Annotated in this window: 16 protein-coding genes and 1 riboswitch; of the genes, 8 read left to right on the top strand and 8 right to left on the bottom strand. The window is 62.8% G+C overall.

The window, feature by feature from the left end:
* Nucleotides 1-58: 58 nt before the first annotated feature.
* From I8J34_RS05795 to gcvT, 8 genes are all read right to left on the bottom strand, one after another.
* Nucleotides 59-988, bottom strand: coding sequence for a LysR family transcriptional regulator (locus I8J34_RS05795; protein WP_214360445.1), 930 nt, complete (start codon nucleotides 986-988; stop codon nucleotides 59-61).
* 505 nt (nucleotides 989-1,493) lie between these two features.
* A complete protein-coding gene (locus I8J34_RS05790; protein WP_214360444.1) occupies nucleotides 1,494-3,089 on the bottom strand; it encodes an FHA domain-containing protein in 1,596 nt (531 codons plus the stop codon).
* Complete coding sequence (locus I8J34_RS05785; RefSeq protein WP_214360443.1) at nucleotides 3,064-6,069, bottom strand: FHA domain-containing protein; 3,006 nt, start codon at nucleotides 6,067-6,069, stop codon at nucleotides 3,064-3,066. The genes I8J34_RS05790 and I8J34_RS05785 overlap by 26 nt, the downstream gene beginning before the upstream one ends.
* 309 nt (nucleotides 6,070-6,378) lie before the next feature.
* Nucleotides 6,379-7,620: a hypothetical protein gene (locus I8J34_RS05780; protein WP_214360442.1), complete on the bottom strand. Its 1,242-nt coding sequence runs from the start codon at nucleotides 7,618-7,620 to the stop codon at nucleotides 6,379-6,381.
* Between the two features lie 968 nt (nucleotides 7,621-8,588).
* Nucleotides 8,589-8,753, bottom strand: a complete 165-nt coding sequence (locus I8J34_RS05775; RefSeq protein WP_214360441.1) for a hypothetical protein — start codon at nucleotides 8,751-8,753, stop codon at nucleotides 8,589-8,591.
* Nucleotides 8,754-8,870: 117 nt separating this feature from the next.
* Nucleotides 8,871-11,750, bottom strand: a complete 2,880-nt coding sequence (gene gcvP / locus I8J34_RS05770; protein ID WP_214360440.1) for an aminomethyl-transferring glycine dehydrogenase — start codon at nucleotides 11,748-11,750, stop codon at nucleotides 8,871-8,873.
* A 99-nt stretch (nucleotides 11,751-11,849) separates the two neighbouring features.
* Complete coding sequence (gene gcvH / locus I8J34_RS05765) at nucleotides 11,850-12,233, bottom strand: glycine cleavage system protein GcvH (RefSeq protein WP_214360439.1); 384 nt, start codon at nucleotides 12,231-12,233, stop codon at nucleotides 11,850-11,852.
* 58 nt (nucleotides 12,234-12,291) lie between these two features.
* Nucleotides 12,292-13,374 carry a glycine cleavage system aminomethyltransferase GcvT gene (gcvT, locus tag I8J34_RS05760; RefSeq protein WP_214360438.1) on the bottom strand — a complete coding sequence of 361 codons (1,083 nt, stop codon included), beginning with the start codon at nucleotides 13,372-13,374 and terminating at the stop codon, nucleotides 12,292-12,294.
* 164 nt (nucleotides 13,375-13,538) lie between these two features.
* Nucleotides 13,539-13,625, bottom strand: a riboswitch (glycine riboswitch).
* Nucleotides 13,626-13,677: 52 nt separating this feature from the next.
* On the opposite strand from gcvT, the gene I8J34_RS05755 reads away from it, so the two are divergent.
* The 8 genes from I8J34_RS05755 (at nucleotide 13,678) to I8J34_RS25190 (ending at nucleotide 21,079) form a co-directional block, all read left to right on the top strand.
* The gene (locus tag I8J34_RS05755; protein WP_214360437.1) at nucleotides 13,678-14,565 is read left to right on the top strand and encodes an alpha/beta fold hydrolase; all 888 of its coding nucleotides are present in this window, start codon (nucleotides 13,678-13,680) and stop codon (nucleotides 14,563-14,565) included.
* A gap of 8 nt (nucleotides 14,566-14,573) precedes the next feature.
* The gene (locus I8J34_RS05750; protein ID WP_214360635.1) at nucleotides 14,574-15,419 is read left to right on the top strand and encodes a 3',5'-nucleoside bisphosphate phosphatase; all 846 of its coding nucleotides are present in this window, start codon (nucleotides 14,574-14,576) and stop codon (nucleotides 15,417-15,419) included.
* Nucleotides 15,420-15,428: 9 nt separating this feature from the next.
* Nucleotides 15,429-16,061 (top strand): L-threonylcarbamoyladenylate synthase, encoded by a 633-nt coding sequence (locus I8J34_RS05745; protein ID WP_214360436.1) that lies wholly within the window; start codon nucleotides 15,429-15,431, stop codon nucleotides 16,059-16,061.
* Nucleotides 16,062-16,108: 47 nt separating this feature from the next.
* The gene (locus I8J34_RS05740; RefSeq protein ID WP_214360435.1) at nucleotides 16,109-16,768 is read left to right on the top strand and encodes a site-2 protease family protein; all 660 of its coding nucleotides are present in this window, start codon (nucleotides 16,109-16,111) and stop codon (nucleotides 16,766-16,768) included.
* A gap of 8 nt (nucleotides 16,769-16,776) precedes the next feature.
* Nucleotides 16,777-17,979, top strand: coding sequence for a tryptophan--tRNA ligase (locus I8J34_RS05735; RefSeq protein ID WP_214360434.1), 1,203 nt, complete (start codon nucleotides 16,777-16,779; stop codon nucleotides 17,977-17,979).
* A 377-nt stretch (nucleotides 17,980-18,356) separates the two neighbouring features.
* A complete protein-coding gene (locus I8J34_RS05730; protein ID WP_214360433.1) occupies nucleotides 18,357-19,199 on the top strand; it encodes a segregation and condensation protein A in 843 nt (280 codons plus the stop codon).
* Entirely contained in the window at nucleotides 19,177-19,758 is a 582-nt protein-coding gene (gene scpB, locus I8J34_RS05725; protein WP_214360432.1) for an SMC-Scp complex subunit ScpB, read from the top strand. The genes I8J34_RS05730 and scpB overlap by 23 nt, the downstream gene beginning before the upstream one ends.
* Nucleotides 19,715-21,079, top strand: a complete 1,365-nt coding sequence (locus I8J34_RS25190; protein ID WP_370661879.1) for a pseudouridine synthase — start codon at nucleotides 19,715-19,717, stop codon at nucleotides 21,077-21,079. Before scpB ends, I8J34_RS25190 begins: the two co-directional genes overlap by 44 nt.
* Nucleotides 21,080-21,201 lie beyond the last annotated feature (122 nt).

The following is a 21,201-nucleotide window of genomic DNA, read 5'->3' as shown; positions in this document are numbered from 1 at the left end:
GGTGGTATTTCACTGGGTTGAATTGGCCGCCTGACAATTCGTATTTTGGCCGTCCGGATTACTCGGTGAAGGTGAAATCGACCGTCGGGTCATTTGCGATGAATAGCTCGGCCAAGGTCCGGCGCAACCAGACCAGTGCTGGGTCTCTGTTGAATTTCGAATGCCAGTACTGGTTGATTGGGACCTCTGGAATGCGCAGCGGTGGTGGAAAAACGCGGAGCTTCATCCATTGGGCGAAGATGAACCCGATCGCTCTGGGCACGGTTGCCACTACATCGGTGTCGCGAACGATAAATGCGGCATTCACGCAAAGCTGCGTCCACAAGGTGACACGGCGTTTCGGTACGCTCTTGTTAATGAGCGCCTCGATATGCTTCTGATGGTGCCCTTCGGCCAGCACCGCCATATGCTCGGCCGCCGTGTACTGTTCCAACGTCAGGCCAGTTCTGATGTGGGGATGGCCGTCGCGCACGAGACAAACGAAGGGATGTTCGAACAATCTTTGCACGAAGATGTTGCCCTCGGGTAAATCGGGCTGATAGCCAATGGCGAGATCGACCACACCGTCGGCCAGGGCCTGGGCGAGCTCTCGCGTCGGCAGGCAGACGGACTTGATGCTGACCATGGGCGCAGTTTCCCGCAAGCGCGTCATCAGGTGCGGCAGAAACGCGATCTCACCGATGTCCGTGGTGTTGATGGTAAACACCCGCTCGCTGCTCTTGGGATCGAACCCTGGAGGATTGAGGAAATCGCGCTCCAGGATGTGCAGCATCTGGCGTACCGGTCCGGCCAGCGCCAGGGCCTTCGGCGTCGGTTCCATCCCGCGTACCGTCCGGACGAAGAGCTCGTCGCCAAGGGTCTCGCGCAACTTCTTCAGGCCATAGCTCACCGTCGGCTGAGAGGTGTTGAGACGTTCAGCGGCCAGGGTGACGCTTTGGTCGCGCAACATCGCATCGAATATATGGAGCAGATCCAGATCGAGTTTCATCGTTTCCTGGTGTCCTTGGTCGTTTGTCCTAGAAGGCACACCGTTTATTTAACTTTCAACTAGTTGGTCTGTCCATTACTTTTTTTCCTCGGAAGTCTGCGTCTCATTTTTATATCTCAATGGTATTTTTCATCGTTGGCTTCTCTGTCTTCTGGCTCGAGTCCAATCAATTTGGCTCGGTGCTCATCGCACAAGGTGATCAGCCGCCGCTTGGTCTTGAGACCGTTGTTGGCGCTTCGCGCCCAAGGGGTGCCCTGATGGGGCGCCAGGGCACGAAAAGCGTCGTGAATGGCCAGCGGCTAACCGCGCTGAGGGTGAAAAATGCCACGCGATTGCAAGACGTTTGCCCGGTCCGTGCCCTAAACTGGTCCGGTACCTGTTGAAACCCATTTGTTCAGCGTTTCCCTGGCGGAAGTGTCGCAAGTATGTGATCGTCAATCAGTTTTGTTATTTTGGATTGCCAACGATATGCTGATTGCTGCGGGAGCCCCGCGTGCTAAACCACTTAAGCATCTATTTCCACGTTGCTTTTTGGTTTGGCAATACACATCAACACGTAGCCGTTTTTCTTGTCTTCAGCGCTTAGAACCGAATCATCGTAACCTTCGCTGATCAGGTCCCCCTTTGTCTTTTTTTGCTTGCATACGCCGCAGACGCCCTGGCGGCATCCTGCCGGCAACGACAAACCGGATCCCTCGGCCGCGTCCAATAGTGTCCCCCCGGAATAGGGAACAGCGCACGCTGTGCGGGAAAATTCAATCTTGAGTCCGGTGTCCTTTGCGTTGCAACCAACACCCGTGGGCAGTTGGCTTCGTGCTTTCTCCCGGCGTACCGGCTCAGTGGATAATTTGTCGAGTATTGCTTTGAGACCATAGCGGGGCGTTTCGGGTAGTGGCGCGCTTCTTCCGCCTTGGGTATAACCTGCCGGTGGTCCACCGAAGCTTTCTTCGTGATAGTGCTCCATGGGAAATTCACAGGATTTCATCTGTTCCCTCACGCTCTGCATGAACGGCTGCGAGCCGCAGACGAATAGGGTCCGATTTTTGAAATCCGGGACCGCCATCTCCATGAACGCCGTGTTCAGTCGTCCACGATAGCCGGCCCAGCTGCTGGTGCAGCCGACTTGGGACAGGATGAATATCAGGTGAAGATTGGGGTGGCGGGAAGCGTAATACTCGAGTTCCTGTCGCGCGACGATGTCCGCTTCGGTCTTGGCGGCATGCACGAAAACAATATCCACCTTTGCTAGGGTGTCCAGCAACCAGCGTGTCATGGACAGCATGGGCGTCACGCCGCTGCCCCCTGAAATAAAGCATACCTTGTCATTTGGATAGTCGTGACAGGAGAATTCACCATAGGGGCCGGAAATTTCGATTTCGTCCCCTTCTTTCAAGTTGTCATGAAGCCAATTCGATACCATCCCCGGTTGTTGCCCCTCGGCAGCGGGCATGCGCTTGATGGTATGGGAAATGGTGTGCGGACGACTCGGCGTCGAGCTCAAGGTGTAGGAACGGGCGACCGGCTTTCCGTCGATATTCAGATATAGGGTGGCGAACTGACCAGGCTTGTATCGAAATAGGGTATTTGGGGTTGCCGTGAAAAAGAACGTCTTGACGTCATGCGTCTCGTCGATGATGCGGCTACAGGTGACCTTGATTTTTCCTTTTTCCCAGGCTTTCCAACACGTGTTGTGTACCATAGCGACCGGTTGATACATCTTGGGAGGAGGGGGCATCATTTCGGTGAGTTCGGCCTCGGGAACCTCGACGCGATTGGATTCCTGATCTGCGTTCGTTGATTCGACTTTCAACGTCAGAACGCCCACCTGGATATGCGCGTCACGCTCCAATGCCATTGCCGTTCCAGGGGTTAGTTGGCAGCCGTTTGCTTGGGTTCCATATTTTGAATTCAAGTCTTCAATTACCACTTTTCCATTGGCCATGGTGAGCTTGGCATGCTGGTGGCTGACGGATGTATGCCCGAGATGGACCGAACTTTCGGGATGGCGACCGATGATGGCGCCGTTTGTCAGTGCGATATCGTCGAGTTTGAGTTGTTGAATCAACTCGCGCGCTCTATTGATTACATTGACTTTTATCATATGGATCCTCGCGGTATTCCTGGAGCATTCGATTGATACTGGTCAGCCATTGGTTATTGAAAGCAGCTTCTTGTCTTGAGAGGCAATCGATCGTTGTATTCGGCCAAATCACCAGCGTGCCGTTGCCATCAGAGTCAAGCCAGGCGTCTGTCAGTCGATGAATGAGGGTCGAATTGACGGGAAGGCCTTGCGGCAATCCGTGACGCTTCCCCGCCAGCAGCAACGCGCCTGACGTGTCGAGCAACATCACGGTGAAATCCCGTGACAAGGCATGAACGGGGATCGGGGTGCCGGCATGGGTGGGCCGAAGTTCGGCGCCGTCCGCGAGCTTGAACAAGGCTTCGCTGGGGCAATTCACGAACAAGGGCAGGCCGGCCAGGGTAACCATCAGATCGAGCGGGTGAGTGAAGTCGGCTTCCCGCCGATGATGCACATTGATGATGGCCGTTTGCCCGTTTGAAAGGATCGACAGCGTATTGCGCTTTTTGAGCGGGGCGCTCTGCCCGTGCAAAAGGCGTCCATTCAGAAATGTCCCGTTGCAGGAATTCAGGTCCTCACAGCGATACCCCTGTGCGTTCTTGACCAGGCGGAAGTGATAGCGGCTGATTTGGCCGAGTTGAACGACCCAGTCGTTGTCCGGCGCACGCCCGCAGCGCACGGTTCCGTCAAACGACAGGTGTTCGTTCGCAAAGCCGACGATGCTCAGCGACATGCCGAGCGGCCTCGGTGTCACATCGGGGGCGCTGCGTCCAAGTTGGGGCCACAACCGATCATTGATGGCGTCCGCCCAGGCAAGTCCTTGCCATTGCGCTTCGTAAGCGGCAACCAGTGCCACGCAAGGGTCTTCGGCGTGCGCCAATGCATGTAGCACTTGGTTGAGCGTGTACGCTTCAAGGCGTTCTATCGCACCATCCGTGGGGCGGTCGAGTGCGGTCCAGAACGGTTCTGGCAGGCGTAGCCGCCATTGTGATTTTTCGATGAGGAGCGCGTTTCGCACCGCTGATTCGTGCTTTGACAGCAGTTCCCCGGCCAGATCGACGAAGAACTGCGGGCTTTCGTCCAATGTCTCGACAATGCCCAGACACTCCTCAGCCACTTTTGTCGCCTCGCGTTGAAGGTGGCGATGGAGAAATGCCCGCGAGGGATTGCCGGGAGCAAGTGTCAGTTGCTTCGCGTGGATATCACGCAGATCGTCGAACAGCGCGTGCAGGGTTTCAACGAGGGGGCCGGATTTGGAGGTGAGTCCCTCGATGACTTGGGCTTCCTCGTGTTCGGAAATCGCAACATCCTCGCGCAGTCGGCAAATGGAATCGTGGTGTTCGCGCAAGGCTTCCGTCAACGGTTGGCCTTGAGAGATCGTGCTGTACAAGAGCTTTTCGAGCTGTCGACGAAAGCTCTCCATGCGCAGCGACGATGAAATCAACAAGTTGTCCCTGATGTCGTATTCGTCTTTCAATGTGCCGACGATCGCCTCGTGCTCTTGGTCGGAGATGCCGCAACTGGTACGAACCTTGGCCAACAACGTGCGTCCTTCGATGGAATCCGCATTCCCTTGATGGAGCACGTCTGCCAGGAGTGCTTGATAGAAGGCAAGACGGTTGCTGCTTTCCAGCTTGGGTACCAGGGAGGTCAACAAATGTATTTCGTCGGCACTCAGGGCATCGAGCTGGCGACCGTTCAAGTGCTCGGACCAGTCGCTGCGAAGCGCATGCAAATGCCTGCGCATGCTGTCGGCGAGCGATTCCCGCTGGTGGCGTTGGCTGGTTCGCTGCCAACTCCGGTAGGCCCAGAACGCCAGGGCGATGGTGCTGACCACGCCAAGCGTGCCGACGACCGGTTTGGGCAGCCAGACCATTCCCGGTAAGGCAACCTGATAGATCAGAAGAAGCACGGCCAGCAGGGTGGTCAGGGTCATCGTCCGATGCCGTGACATCTCCACCACTGTGTCCGCCTGACTATCGTGAGACCATCGTTGCATCAGCTTCTCGGCCAGCAGTCCGACCGCGGCCGCGAGCACGATCCAGAACACCATCAACAGCGATGCGCCGAGCAGCCGCGGTATCGGTAGCCAAGTGCCCCAGGGCGCAAAGCCGACAGCGCGCCAGTCGGTGTCATACCAGACCGCCGTGCCGTAGTTGAAACCTCCCGCGGTGGCATACATACCGTGAATGAACCCCAGAACGGTGCCAAGGTAGCCGTACACCACGAAACGCTGGTCGAGCTTGGGCAGCCGATCCCAATAGCTCTTCTCGATGTCAATGTCCGGGCACGCCGAAATACAACCAACACAGGTCGAAACATCGCCATTGGCATCGGATTTTCGGCACATCGACTGACTGATTCCGGCCACCGGTTTTGAGGCGTTCAGCCCCCGAGGCCCGCTCAATGCAATCTGTACTGCGTTCATGGGACAAAAATAGTGGCACCAGGTCTTGCCCCCATAGAGAAATCCCACCAGCAGCGCGGCAGCGAACAGGACCAAGGTAAAGCCGAACAGCAACTCGGGGTTGGCGGAAATCACCGTCAGACGCAAGGTGACGCCGACGAAGAACAGAAGAAACTGCAAGACGAGCGCGTAGCGAGCGAACCAGGAGTCGGGTGGTATCAATGCCGGCCGCCGTTGATCGCCGCGTCCGACCTTGCGCTGCAGGCCCAATGCCCGCGGAATCTGGCTCAGCGCGGACAACGGGCAAATGCGCCGCCAGGCATCGTGGCCCGCGAAGCCCAGAAACAGGACCACCAAGGGGATAGCCACACCCCAGAAAATACGGGGTGCGGGGTTGTAGTCCGTAGGTAGTAAGACCTGGTGACGCAAGTTCACCGCCTTCCCAGCCAGGCCCTGTACATACCAAGCGTCACCTGGAACTGTCAGGCGATTTTGTCCAATATCGACGACATACAACGCCAATAAGCCTATCCATGCCAAGAGCAATCCGTAGCGTATGCGGCGCATGCGACTTTCGCTGATTTTCGAAAACATAATCAATCTCGGGGCATGCGTTCGACGGTACTGTTTCGGTTCTCACCTGACACCGGTCGCTGACGGGTTTTGTGGATCATGTCGTCTCGCTTCTCCTTTTGTGATGCGCTTCGTTGGGCCTGAGCATCAGCCCATGTTCGGCTTCAAACGCATGGACGGCGAGCCGCCCGAGGATGGAGGGCGATAGCACGGGCATCGTTGATTTCAAGGGCGAGAAGCGCTCGACTATCCGGGCAGCACTGCCCGACAGTCGGTTTTGTCATCATCGGGATGCCAGCCTGTATCTGCCTGATCGACGTATTTGGCTGTTCACCCAAGAGATACGGACGCCGGCCCGTGGTGATCGGGCGGATTGATGATCGTGCTCCGGAACAGCCGGCTGCGCGGTAGCCACCACAACGGCAAGAGGATTGAAAGCAGCAAGGCCACAGCCGCGGGGCCGGGGTCGATAGCACGAATTTGCAGGTGTGCAAGTGCGTGCAGCCACCAGTACGCGCCGGTCGTCGTCAGCGCTGCTAGCGTGCAAGTGATGGCCCGCTGCAATGCCATTGAGATGTTGGTGGCGCCCTGGATGGCGTCGGGCAGTCGCGAACGGGTCAATCCGAGCATTAGAAGAACGATAATGATCGGTGCATGGCCGATGGCATCGAGCGATCCGAACACAGGGATGGCGGCAATGAATGGCACCAGGAGCAGCCAGGCCGCGATCTGTACGCTTCTGCGGCCAAAAACCAGCGCATAGGCTGCGCAGAATTCGATCCATCCAGCGGCAGACAGAAAGAGTTCCGGTGACAAATTGCCACGGAGCCCACGTAGTTCGTCATTCATTACCTCGGCGCTCCACGATGGAAACAACCATTTTTCTCCGGCGGCCCACATCAATGTGATGCCGGCACTTACGCGTAGCACCGCAAACGCGAGATCGTTGCGCTGACCGCGGTAGCAAGAATCAATCGCCACGAATGCGGCCGCACCCAGGAAAATCGGGTAGTCCAGCATATGGAACGCGCCATGCTGCAAGACGGAGAAACCATACAATACGGTAATACCCGCCGCGCCGAGCCATGCGCTCGGCCGCCATATCAGCGTGAACGCGATCAGCAGCTGGAGAATCGGGACCCACATTCCCGAGGCATAGAGCTCAGGCGTCAGATAGACGGGGCTATCGCCGAAATATGGCACCACCGTGAAGAAGAAGGCCGCAAGTCCATATCTCAACAGCCTGGGCATCCATGGGGTGGCAAACACATCGATACGTTCGGCAAATGTATTCAGGGGAGAGCCGACCCGTGAAACGCGCGTGTCGATCACACCCACGACGAACATCACTAGAAAACTCAATACTCCAAGGATAATGAATGCCGGTGAGGAAATGACCTTCAGTGGCGACAAAGCCGGCGCCGAGCAATCTGCGTTCTCCCAGAACCACTTCACATGGGCAAACGCAGTGTTGCTACAAGTGGCCAGGAGTATGAGCAGGCCGCAGCGGGTGGACCAGCGGAGGTGACGAGTCTGGGAACCTGCGCAATCATTTTGGACAGGAATTCGCATTGAAACTGTCTCCTTGAACTCTTGTGTTGAACGCAATGCGACGTTCGGTTTAGCGCAGCGTGCCTTCACGGTTTGTGAAGGCGCCGCCGACCTGCTGCACGAAGCAGCCGTCGCAGCAGGCGGGCGATCTGCCACCGAAGAGCGCACAGTCCGATATGCGCTACGCCAAAGGCCAGCGATACGCAGGGACTACATTTGGGTTGAAATCAGGTGGACCGGAGTGGCTGGCTGGGATCAGGCGATGACCGCCTCTCTATTCGCCTTGCGCCGCGCATCGGCCCTATTGAACAAATGCTCGCCCGCCGTCACCATCGGTGGCCAGCCAGCTGGACTCATCCGGGCGTACGATACGACTGCGATATTCAATTGGGTGCGGCGGGTAGGGCGTCGACGAAGCGGATCCCGGCCGGTCGGGTACGGCCGATTAGATAGGCGCCAATCGTATGTTGCTAGCGGGCCTTGACTGGTTGCTGCAGGGCCTGGTCGCTGCGATCAGTTGCGGTCGGCCGCCTGATGTCCATGGCGAGTCAGACAAGCGGACTTCCCTATATCGGTCGATCAAGCCTTCCGATACCTTCGTTGCAGTGCAAGCGGTAACATCAAAAGTGGTGCGCATCCCGTGTCTCCTCGAAAAGTTGCGATTTGATCGCTTGTTTTCCGTCCGTCGTTTCTATCAAGAAGTGACGCCGGCTTTTTTGTATTTCGTGGTGCTTAGTGAGCGAGACTGATGCTAGCAATGAGGGGGTGACAAGGAAACAAAGGAATGGGCAGATCAACTATTTGAAAGTTAAATAGGCGAAATGCATTAGGGTAATCTGGTTTGTCCCACGAGGCGGGGAAAGAGCTGAGGTAAATCGTCTCGGGTATCGCGACAGGATGATTGGATCCAATCATCATGGCGCCTGAATCTGCAACACTCGCATGCGCTCATCGTCGTCCGGAGCAAATCAAGATAGTTGTCGCCAGATTCATGCAACCAACCGATCAATGGCTTTGGCATGGCCGTGGTCGCAAAGGGCCGCATCGCGCTCGTGGATCTCCCTGCTGACGATCTTGCGGCTGTACAAATCCAGGATCAGGTAGAGGTAGAGGTAGAACCACTGCCCCTGCACCTGTGTGGGCAGGTAGGTCATGTCCCACTCCGCACCTAGCCAAGAGCTGTGGCGGCAATCCCCCCCGGTGACTTGGATCCAACAGTAAAAACGCCCCGAACTCGGGGCGTTTTGTTAGGCGGTGGATGATGCAGACAATCAGCCCTCGTAAGCCTCGATCGGCACGCAGGCGCAGAACAGGTTGCGGTCGCCATACACATCGTCGATGCGATTGACGCTGGGCCAGAACTTGTTCTCGCCGACCCAGGGCAGCGGGAAGGCGGCCACTTGGCGGGTGTAGGGACGATCCCATTCGCCGATGAGGTCGGCCTGGCTGTGCGGGGCGTGCTTGAGCGGGTTGTTGTCGCCGTCCCATTCGCCGGCTTCGATCTTGGCGATCTCGGCGCGGATGCTGATCATGGCGTCGATGAAGCGGTCCAGCTCGGCCTGGCTTTCGGATTCGGTCGGCTCGATCATGATCGTGCCGGCCACCGGGAAGCTCATGGTCGGGGCGTGGAAGCCGTAGTCCATCAGCCGCTTGGCGATGTCCACTTCGCTCACGCCGCAGGCGGCCTTGATCGGGCGGATGTCGATGATGCACTCGTGCGCCACGCGGCCGTTCTCGCCGCTGTACAGCACCGGGTAGTGGCCCTTGAGGCGGTTGGCGATGTAGTTGGCGTTGAGGATGGCGATCTCGGTGGCGCGCTTGAGGCCCTCGCCGCCCATCATGGCGATGTACATCCAGCTGATCGGCAGGATGCTGGCCGAGCCGTAGGGCGCGGCGCTGACGGCGCCCTGGCCGGCATGCGGGCCGTCGATCGGCTGCACCACATGGTTGGCCATGAAGGGCGCCAGATGCGCGGCCAGACCGATGGGGCCCATGCCCGGGCCGCCGCCGCCGTGCGGGATGCAGAAGGTCTTGTGAAGGTTCATGTGGCTGACATCGGCGCCGATGCTGGCGGGCGAGGTCAGGCCGACCTGGGCGTTCATGTTGGCGCCGTCCATGTACACCTGGCCGCCGTGGGCATGCACGGTGTCGCAGATCTCGCGGATCGCCGCTTCGAACACGCCGTGGGTCGAGGGGTAGGTGATCATCAGGCAGGCGAGGTTGGCGCTGTGCTGCTCGGCCTTGGCCTTGAGGTCGGCCACGTCGACATTGCCGTTGTCGTCGCAGTCGACGGCCACCACCTTCATGTTGCACATCTGTGCCGTGGCGGGGTTGGTGCCGTGGGCCGACTTGGGGATCAGGCAGATGGTGCGGTGACGGTCGCCGCGGCTGTCGTGATAGCGGCGGATCGCCAGCAGGCCGGCGTATTCGCCCTGCGCGCCGGAGTTGGGCTGCATCGAGATGGCGGCAAAGCCGGTGATGGCGCGCAGGTAGGCGTCGAGCGAGCCGATCATCTCGAGGTAGCCCTGCGCCTGGTCGATGGGCGCGAAGGGGTGGATGTTGGCGAACTCGGGCCAGGTGACCGGGATCATCTCGGCCGTGGCGTTGAGCTTCATGGTGCACGAGCCGAGCGAGATCATCGAGTGATCGAGCGCCAGGTCCTTGTTTTGCAGGCGCTTGAGGTAGCGCAGCATCTCGTGTTCGGTGTGGTGGGTGTTGAACACCGGGTGCGAGAGGATCGCGTCGTTGCGGCGCAGCGCGTCGGGCAGGGCGCCGTTGCGGGCGGCCACGACGGTGTCGAGCGCATGGATGTCCATGGCCTGGCCGGTGACCAACTGCAGCAGGGCGGCCACGTCGGCGGCGGTGTGGGTTTCGTCGAAGGCCAGGCCGAGGGTGTCGTCGGCGACGCGGCGCAGGTTGTAGCCGGCGGCCGCAGCGGCGGCGAGGACGTCGGCACCGGCGCGGACCAGGACGGTGTCGAAGAACACGTCACTGACCGGCGCCATGCCGGCCTGTGACAGGCCTTCGGCGAAGATCGCAGCGAGGCGGTGGATGCGCCCGGCGATGGTGCGCAGGCCCTCCGGGCCGTGATACACGGCGTAGAAGCCGGCCATGTTGGCCAGCAGCACCTGCGAGGTGCAGATGTTGGAGTTGGCCTTTTCGCGGCGGATGTGCTGCTCGCGCGTTTGCAGGGCCATGCGCAGCGCGGTCTTGCCGCGGGCGTCGACCGACACGCCGATGATGCGCCCCGGCACCGAGCGCTTGTGTGCGTCGCGGGTGGCGAAGAAGGCGGCGTGCGGGCCGCCGAAGCCCATCGGCACGCCGAAGCGCTGGGCCGAGCCGAGGGCGATATCGGCGCCCATCGCGCCCGGCGACTTGACCAGCACCTGGGCCATCAGGTCGCAGGCCACGGCGACCACGGCGTCCTTGGCCTTGAGGGCGGCGATGGTGTCGGTCAGGTCGACCACCTCGCCGTTCTGGCCGGGGTTCTGCAGCAGCGCGCCGAATACGTCATGGGCGGGGGCGTCGGCGGCATCACCGAACACCAGCTCGAAGCCGAACAGCGCGGCGCGGGTGCGCACCACGTCGATGGTCTGCGGCCAGGTGTTGGCGTCGACGAAGAAGGCGTTGCTCTTGCTGCGCGAGACGCGGCGGGCCATGGCCATGGCTTCGGCGGCAGCGGTGGCTTCGTCGAGCAGCGAGGCGTTGGCCAGCTCCATGCCGGTGAGGTCGATCACCATCTGCTGGTAGTTGAGCAGGGCTTCGAGGCGACCCTGGGCGATTTCGGCCTGGTAGGGCGTGTAGGCGGTGTACCAGCCCGGGTTCTCGAGCACGTTGCGCAGGATGACGTTGGGCGTCAGCGTGCCGTAGTAGCCCATGCCGATCAGCGATTTCTTGACCACGTTCTTGGCGGCGATGGCCTTCAGCTCGGCCAGGGCGACATGCTCGGCCTTGGCGCCGGCCAGCGGCAGCGGGGCGTCCAGACGGATCGAGGGCGGCACGGTTTCACCGATCAGCGCATCGAGGCTGGGCGCGCCGACGGCGGCGAGCATGGCCTGCACTTCGTCCTGGCTGGGGCCGATGTGGCGTTGGATGAAAGCGTCGTGCTGGTCGAGCGCCGACAGGGGAGCGGAAAACGGTGTGGTCGACATGGGGCGGGTTTCGCTGATAGGAAAGGGCACAGAGGTCCGTTCGGACGGCGGACGCGGCGCCGCGCCAGGGCGCACCGCGTCCGTGGGCGGGGGTCGGGATCAGTCGTCGGCGGCGATCTCGGCGTAGGCGGCGGCGTCGAGCAGGCCGTCCACGTCCGCCAGGTTGGCCGGCTTGATCTTGAACAGCCAGTTGGCATAGGCATCGGCGTTGACCGCCTCGGGCGCATCCAGCGCGGCCTCGTTGGCGGCGACGATCTCGCCGGCGACCGGTGCGTAGATGTCGGAGGCGGCCTTGACCGACTCGACCACTGCACATTCTTCGCCGGCGGCGACGATGCGGCCGGCCTCGGGCAGATCGAGGAAGACGATGTCGCCGAGCGCTTCCTGGGCATGGTCGGTGATGCCGATGGTGACCGTGCCGTCGTCTTCGCGGCGGATCCACTCGTGGCTCTTGGTGTACTTCAGCTCGGCGGGGATGTTCATGAGGTGCGCTCCGGTGAGATGGATTGAGTCTTGGCCCCGGTGGGGCCGGAAAAATAAATCAGATCAGGGGCTTGCCGTTGCGAACGAAGGGCAGCTTGACGGTGCGGGCCTTGAGGCGCTTGCCGCGGATGTCCACCTCGACCTCGGTGTTCTCGGCCACGCCCGGCGGCAGGCGCGCGAAGGCGATCGATTGCTGCAGGGTCGGTGAGAAGCTGCCGCTGGTGGTTTCGCCCTCGCCCTGGGCGGTGATGACGCTCTGATGGGCGCGCAGCACGCCGCGCTCGAGCAGCACCAGGCCGAGCACCTGCTGGCTGGCCGGGGCGGCCTCCAGCGCGGTGCGGCCGATGAAGGCGCGCTCGGCGTCCTTCAGGTCAACGGTCCATGCCAGGCCGACGTTGAGCGGCGAGGTGGACTCGTCCATATCCTGGCCATACAGGTTCATGCCCGCTTCGAGGCGCAGGGTGTCGCGTGCACCGAGGCCGCAGGGGGCAACGCCGGCACCGGCCAGCGCGGTCCAGGTATCGGCAGCCTGGGCGGCGGGCAGGGTGATCTCGAAACCGTCTTCACCGGTATAGCCGGTGCGGGCGATCAGCATGTCGCCCACTTCCACGGCACAGAAGGGCTTGAGCGCCGCCGTGACTGATTCGGAGCCGGGGATGGCGTGCCAGGTCTTGGCACGGGCATTCGGGCCTTGGACGGCGATCATCGCCAGGTCGCGGCGGGCGTCGAGCGTCACGTTGGCGCCGGTGCGGGCGATCTGCTTGCGCATCCAGGCCACGTCCTTGTCTGCGGTGCCGGCATTGACGACGATGCGGAAGCGGTCGGCGGCAAAGTAGTAGACGATCAGGTCGTCGATGACGCCGCCGGCCTCGTTGAGCATGCAGCTGTACAGCGCCTTGCCAGGCACGGTGAGCTTGGCCACATCGTTGGCCAGCAGGGTGCGCAGGAAATCGGTGGCATCGGCGCCGGTCAGATCCAGCGCGAGCATGTGGGAGACGTCGAACATGCCGGCATCGCCGCGCACGGTGTGGTGTTCTTCGATCTGGGAGCCGTAATTCACCGGCATGTCCCAGCCGGCAAAATCGACCATGCGGGCGCCTGCGGCGACATGAACGGCATGAAGCGGGGTGCAACGAGCCATGGCGGGGCTCCTCTTTTCAACAGTGTAGGCGACAAAAAAGGGACGGCACACGTGGTGTGACGTCCCCATCTGTCCGTTCTACCTGAGAGATTCCACCTTGGCCGGTGGGTGCCCCTTCGGTGGATGCGCCGGCCTCGCGGCCCACATCGCTCTCCAGATTGTTGATTCGTCGGCGGTCCGTTTGCCTGAGCGGTTCCGGGGGGTTACGCCTTCGGCGGCTCGATTTTCGAGCGCTCTCCCGCGCGACGGCGCAACGGTATCACCGGCCCGGAGGCGGTGCAAGGCTTTGTTATGATGCCGCCCATGAACGCTGCCCGACATCACGATCTCATGCTGCGCGGCCTGCGCATGCACTGTTCCCTCTGGGGTGACGCCGACGCGCCGCTGCTGCTCATGTTGCACGGTTGGGGAGACGCCGGCGCGAGTTTCCAGTTCGTGGTCGATCAACTTGGCCAGGACTGGCATGTGGTGGCGCCCGATTGGCGCGGCTTCGGGCGCAGCGAATGGGCGAGCGGCGGTTACTGGTTTCCGGATTATCTGGGCGATCTGGATGCCCTGGCGGCAGTGCTGTCGCCCGAGGCGCCGCTGCGCCTGGTGGGCCACAGCATGGGCGGCAACATCGCCTGCCTGTATGCCGGCATCCGCCCGGGTCGGGTGTCGCGGGTGGTGGCGATCGACGCCTTTGGCCTGGCCGATCGGCCCGCCGACGAGGCGCCGGGGCGCTATGAGAAGTGGCTCGGCACGCTGGCGCAGACGCCACCGTGGCGTCGCTACGACAGCTTCGAGGCGCTGGCCGACCGGCTGCGGCACCGCAACCCGCGGCTCGACGGGGCAAAGGCGGCGTTTCTGGCCGAGGTGCTCGGCCGGACGTGCGAGGACGGGCGGGTGACGCTGTCGGCCGACCCGGCGCACCAGCGGGTCAACCCGGTGCTGTATCGCCGCGCCGAGGCCGAGGCCTGTTGGCGGCGCGCGCAGGCGCCGGTGATGTGGATCGAGCCTGAGGACGAGACCTTGCGCCGGGAGCTGGGGGTCGATGCGGCGCAGATCGCGTCGGCCAAAGCCTGTTTTTCGGATTTTCGGGAGCATTCCATCGCCAACGCGGGTCATAACCTGCATCACGATGTCCCCAACCAGATCGCCGCTCTGATCGAGGACTTCATGCGCGAGACACGACAGGAGACGCCCCGGTGACGCGACCGATGCCCGACAACCCCGATCTGCACTGCCATTCGACGGTGTCCGACGGCTGGCTGACGCCGACGGAGGTGGTGGCGCGCGCGGCGGCCAACGGTGTGGACTTCCTGGCGCTGACCGATCATGACGAAACCGGCGGGCTGGCCGAAGCGCAGGCGGCGGCCGATGCGGCCGGCATCCGCTTCGTGCCCGGCGTGGAGATCTCGGTGAGCTGGGGCGGCGAGACCATCCACATCGTCGGGCTCGGCATCGATGCGGCGCATCCGGTACTGCAGGCCGGGCTCACCCAAGTGCGCGCCGGGCGCGGTGCGCGGGCGCAGAAGATGGGCGACGCGCTGGCCGAGCTCGGCATTCGCGGCGCGCTGGAAGGTGCCATGCGCTTTGCCCGCAATCCGGCACTGGTCAGCCGGGCCCACTTTGCCCGGCACCTGGTGGAGATCGGGCTGATGCCGCACACCGATGCCGTGTTCAAGCACTATCTGGTGCGCGGCAAGCCCGGTTTCGTGGAGACGCGCTGGGCCGATCTGGCCGACGCGGTGCAATGGATCCGTGCCGCGGGCGGGCTGCCGGTGGTGGCGCATCCGGGCCGATATCGCTTGTCCGATGCCGAGCTGGAGCGCCTGCTGGCCGCCTTCGTCGAGGCCGGCGGGCTGGGGTTGGAGGTGGTGTCGGGGTCGCATTCGGATGCGAAAGTGAGTAAATTTGCCCGGTATGCGCGACGGTTCGAGCTACTGGCGTCGCGCGCGTCCGATTTTCACGGCGAGCAGGAGAGCCGGGTCGATCTGGGGCGTTGCGCCCCCTTGCCCGAAGGCGTGACGCCGGTATGGCAGCGCCTGGTCGATCGTTTCTGATGGAGTGTCATGGCCCAGTTTTTCACCGTTCACCCGGAACAGCCCCAGCCGCGCCTGATGCATCAGGCGGCGGAGATCATGCGTGGCGGCGGCCTGGTGGCCTTCCCGACCGATTCGGCCTACGCGCTGGGCGGGCACACCGGCGACGGCGGGCTGCTCGACCGCATCCGCCGCATCCGCAATGTGGACGCGCGCCATCACTTCACGCTGCTGTGCCGAGACCTGTCCGAAATCGGCACCTATGCTCGGGTCGATAACGCGCAGTACCGACTGCTCAAGGCGACTACGCCCGGCCCCTACACCTTCATTCTCGAAGCCACCAAGGAGCTGCCGCGCCGGCTGTTGCACCCCAAGCGCAAAACGATCGGCCTGCGCGTGCCCGAGCATCCGGTGGTGGCGGCGCTGCTGGAAGCCCTGGGCGAGCCGATTCTGTCCTCGTCACTGATTCTGCCGGGCGACGAGTTGCCGATGACCGACGCCGAAGACATCCGCGATCGCCTCGGCAAGCTGGTCGATCTGGTGATCGACAGCGGCGGCTGTCCCGGCGAGCCGACCTCGGTCATCGATCTGTCCAGCGGTTCGCCCGAACTCGTGCGGGCCGGGCGCGGCGATCTGTCGCCCTTCGGCCTGACGGCCGATTGAGGCGGTGTGCTCTGCTACAATCGCTTGTTTTCTGACGCCGTGAGTGCATGGAAGAGCTGATCGCCCTCGTGGCCATCTGGGCCTTGCCCGTCCTGCTGGCCATTACCCTGCATGAGGCGGCGCATGGCTATGTGGCCCGCCATTTCGGCGACCCGACGGCCGAGCAGGCCGGTCGCATCAGCCTCAATCCGCTGCGCCATATCGACCCGGTCGGCACGATCCTGGTGCCGGGGCTGATCCTGGCCACGAGTGTGCTGGCCGGTGGTAGCGGCATGCTCTTCGGCTGGGCCAAGCCGGTGCCGGTCAGCTTCGGGCTGCTGCGCAACCCCAAGTCCGACATGCTGTGGGTGGCCGCCGCGGGGCCCGGCGCCAACCTGCTCATGGCGCTGGCCTGGGCGGCGTTGCTGAAGATCGCCATCGTCGCGCCGGCCTCCGCCTACACCTTGCCGATGGCGCAGATGGCCGATGCCGGCATCCAGATCAACCTGATCCTGATGTTGCTCAACCTGCTGCCGATCCCACCGCTCGATGGCGGGCGCATCGCGGTCAGTCTGTTGCCGGCGGGTCTGGCGTGGAAATTCGCGCGTATTGAGCCGTTTGGATTCCCGATTCTCATCGTGTTGCTGATCACCGGCATGCTGGGCCGAATTCTTGGCCCGCTGATCGGCGTTTTCAGTTACTTTCTTGCCGTCATTTTTGGATTCTGAGTCGTCACATGTACGCAGAGCGCGTTCTTTCAGGTATGCGGCCCACCGGCCGTCTTCATCTCGGCCACTACCATGGTGTGCTGAAAAACTGGGTCAAGTTGCAGGCGGAGTATCCCTGTCTGTTCTTCGTGGCGGACTGGCATGCGCTGACCACCAACTACGACAGCCCGCTGGTGATCGAAGAGAGCGTGTGGGACATGGTGATCGACTGGCTCGCCGCCGGTGTCGATCCGGCGCAGGCGACGATCTTCATCCAGTCGCGCATCCCTGAGCACGCGGAACTGCATCTGCTGCTGTCGATGATGTGCCCGCTCGGCTGGCTCGAGCGTGTGCCGACCTACAAGGATCAGCAGGAGAAACTGTCGGACAAGGACTTGTCCACCTACGGCTTCCTCGGCTATCCGCTGCTGCAATCGGCCGACATCCTGATCTACCGGGCCGACAAGGTGCCGGTCGGCGAAGATCAGGTGCCGCATGTCGAGCTCACGCGCGAGGTCGCCCGCCGCTTCAACCACCTCTATGGTCGCGAGCCGGGCTTCGAGGACAAGGCGCGCGAAGCGATCAAGAAGCTGGGGCGCAAGCGCGCCAAGCTCTACGAAGATCTGCGCACCCGGTTCCTGCAAGAGGGCGATACCGCCGCTCAGGAGCAGGCCGAGGCCTTGATCGACGATTCGCAAAGTCTGAGCCACGGCGATCGCGAGCGGTTGTATGGCTTTCTCGACGGCGGCGGCAAGATGATCCTGGCCGAGCCGGGCGCGATGCTCACCGAAGCGGCGCGCATGCCGGGGCTGGATGGGCAGAAGATGTCCAAGTCCTATGGCAACACCATCTTCCTGCGCGAGGACACCGAGTCGGTGGCCAAGAAGATCCGCACCATGCAGACCGATCCGGCGCGGGTGCGGCGCAACGACCCGGGCGATCCGGAAAAATGCCCGGTGTGGCAGTTCCACAAGATCTACACTGACACCGCCACGCATGAGTGGGTGCAGCAAGGCTGCAAGAGCGCTGGCATCGGGTGCCTGGAGTGCAAGCAGCCGGTGCTCGAAGCGATCCAGCGCGAGCAGGACGCCATGCGCGAGCGCGCCCAGCCCTATCTGGACGATCCCTCGCTGGTGCGAAACATCGTGGCCGACGGCTGCGAGCGGGCGCGCAAGCTGGCGCAGGAGACCATGCGCGACGTTCGCGACGCCATGGGCTTGGGCTACTCGTGACGGCCCCCACGCTCACTACGTTCGCTGCCCCCCAAGGGGGCTGCGGCGCCCTTGGGGCGGCCCGGCGGGCGCCGCGGACGACCCCCACGCTCACTGCGTTCGCTGCCCCCCAAGGGGGCTGCGGCGTCCTTGGGGCGGCCCGGCGGGCGCCGCGGACGACCCCCACACTCACTACGTTCGCTGCCTCCCAGGGGGGCTGCGGCGCCCTTGGGGCGGCCCGGTGGGCGCCGCGGACGACCCCCACACTCACTACGTTCGCTGCCTCCCAGGGGGGCTGCGGCGCCCTTGGGGCGGCCCGGTGGGCGCCGCGGACTGCCCCTACACTCACTGTGCTTGCCGCACCCCAAAGGGGGCGTGGCGGCTGAGGTGGCGACTTGATGAACTCCGTCACGTCGGCCGAGCTGCCGCTCGCTCCGGTCGAGACGCCGGAGCAACGGGCGGCGGTGGCGCGCCTCTACGGCGAACCGCTGCTCAAGCTGCCGGCCGATCTGTATATCCCGCCCGAAGCGCTGGAGGTGTTCCTCGATGCCTTCGAAGGGCCGCTCGACCTGCTGCTGTACCTGATCCGCAAAGCCAACATCGATGTGCTCGACATCCCGATGGCGGCGTTGACGGCGCAGTATCTCGAATACGTCGAGGCGATGCGTCGCCACAACCTGGAATTGGCGGCCGATTATTTGCTGATCGCGGCGATGCTGCTGGAGATCAAATCGCGGATGTTGTTGCCGAAATCGCCACGTGCGATCGAGGAAGAAGAAGATCCGCGTGCAGAATTGGTGCGCCGGCTGCTAGACTACGAGCAAATGAAGCTGGCGGCCGCGAAACTGGACGCCATTCCGCGCGTCGGCCGGGACCTCGAATGGGTCGGCATTTTCGTCGCGGAGAAAGTTGTCGAACGCTTGCCGGAAGTCGGCCTGCACGACTTGCAGTTAGCGTGGCTGCGGATTGCGCGCCAGGCCAAATTGACCCAGCACCACCACATTCGCAAGGAAAGTCTCTCGGTGCGCGAGCACATGAGCCGCATCCTGCGTTGTTTGCAGGGCGGGGACTTCGTGGTGTTCGAGTCCTTGTTCGACCCAAAGGAAGGGGCGCCGCACCTGGTGGTGAGTTTTCTGGCTGTGCTCGAACTGGTCAAGGAGCGTCTGGTGCAGATTACCCAGACGGCCGGGTTTTCGCCGATTTACGTAAAGCTGAACGATGCAGGAACCGAGCACGCCTGAGGAGTACACCCGGATTCTCGAAGCGGCCTTGCTGTCGGCCAGTGAGCCGAGGACGGTGTCGGCGCTGCGGCAGCTGTTTGCCGAGGACCCGGGCAGCGACATGGTGCGCCGGCTGCTCGAAGCCCTGCGCGAGCAGTGGCAGGGGCGGGGCGTGGAGCTGGTGCAGGTGGCCTCGGGCTGGCGTTTCCAGACGCGGCCGGAAGTGCAGGTCTTCCTGGATCGCTTGAAAGACGAAAAGCCCCCGAAGTACTCGCGCGCCGTCCTCGAGACGCTGGCCATCATTGCCTACCGTCAACCGGTGACGCGGGGGGATATCGAAGATATTCGCGGCGTGGCGGTCTCCACCAATGTGATCAAGACGCTCGAATCGCGCGGCTGGATCGATGCGGTGGGCTACCGGGATACCCCCGGGCGCCCGGCGCTGCTGGCCACGACTCGTCGATTTCTCGATGAGCTGGGGCTGAGAAGCCTGACGGAATTGCCTCCGTTGACTGAAATTGAAAGGATCATGGACCTTGTCGAACTCCCAGAAACCGACCCGACGCCCGACGCGGCCTAAAGACTCCACCGAAGCGGGCGAGGCGCCCAAAGAAGGGCGTCGGCGCCGGCCCAGAGGTGAGGCGCGGGCCGCGGGCGATGCGCCGGCTGCGCCGCAGGGCGGCGAAGGACGGTCCGAAGGCGGCGGCAACGCAGCGCCCGGTGGGCGCTCGAAGCGCCGCTCCGGCGGGCGCGGATCGCGTGGTGGCAAGGGGGGCTCGGGCGGCGGTGAGGCGGCTGAGGTCAATGGCAACGTCGCGCCGCGGGAAGGGCAGGGGCAGAAAGGCGGCGGCGGTCGGGACCGGCGCCGTGCTGGTGGCGGCGCTTCTGGTGGCAACGGAGGGGGCGAAGCCAACGGCAACGTGGCCTCGCGCGGCGCCTCCCGCAAGTCGGGTTCCGGCGGCGGACGCGGCGGCAAGCGACAGGGCGGACAAGGCGGACAGAACGGCCCCAAGGGCGAGGCCAATGGCAACGTCGCTCCCGTGGCGCCGGCTCACTCGCCGCGTCCCGGTGGCGGTCGTGGCGGGCATTCGGCCAAAGGCCAGGGCGGGCGCCGGGTGCCCGAGCAATTTGCCGTTCCCGAGCGCTTGAACAAGGCCCTGGCGGCCATCGGTGTGGCGTCGCGGCGCGAGATCGAAGAGATGATCATCGCCGGGCGCATTTCGGTGAACGAAGCACCGGCGGCGATCGGCCAGAAGGTGACGCCGGCCGATCGCATCCGGGTCAATGGCAAGCTGGTGCAGTTGCGTTTCGAGACCAAGGTGCCGCGGGTGCTGATGTATCACAAGCCCGAAGGCGAGATTGTCTCGCGGGACGATCCGGAAGGACGGGCGACAGTCTTCGAGCAGCTGCCCAAGTTGCGCCATGGACGTTGGGTGGCGGTGGGACGCCTGGATTTCAACACCTCTGGCCTGCTGCTGTTTACCGACGACGGGGCCTTGGCCAATCGCCTGATGCACCCGCGCTACGAGATGGAGCGGGAGTACGCCGTGCGCATTCTCGGGACGTTGACCGACGAGCAGATCGCCTTGCTGAAGAACGGCATTGAGCTGGGCGATGGCGAAGCGCGTTTCACCAGCGTGGTGGATCGCGGCGGGGAAGGGTCCAATCATTGGTATCACGTGGTGCTGTCGGAGGGGCGCAACCGTGAGGTGCGTCGCATGTTCGAGGCGCTGGAGTTGACGGTCAGCCGTCTGATGCGCGTGCGCTACGGACCGGTGCTGCTGCCCTCGCGCCTCAAGCGCGGGCAGGTGGAAGATGTTGAGGAGGCGCTGGTGTGCCAGCTGGCCGGCATCGAGGCACCCAAAAGCCAACCGGGCAAGGGGCGTCGGTCACGACGGTAAAATTGCCTGGGGCTTCGTAAGTGGTTATAATTCGAGAGTTTTGGTGGCCGCGCGTCACCAAAACACCGATTTCCAGTTGAAACGATGGGGATGGGCGCGAGCCCATTTTTTTATTTTTGGGC

Origin of the sequence: Denitromonas iodatirespirans, assembly GCF_018524365.1 — a bacterium.
Lineage (GTDB): Bacteria > Pseudomonadota > Gammaproteobacteria > Burkholderiales > Rhodocyclaceae > Nitrogeniibacter > Nitrogeniibacter iodatirespirans.
Note: the sequence above shows the minus strand (reverse complement) of the source record. Positions and strands in the feature narration are given on the sequence as shown.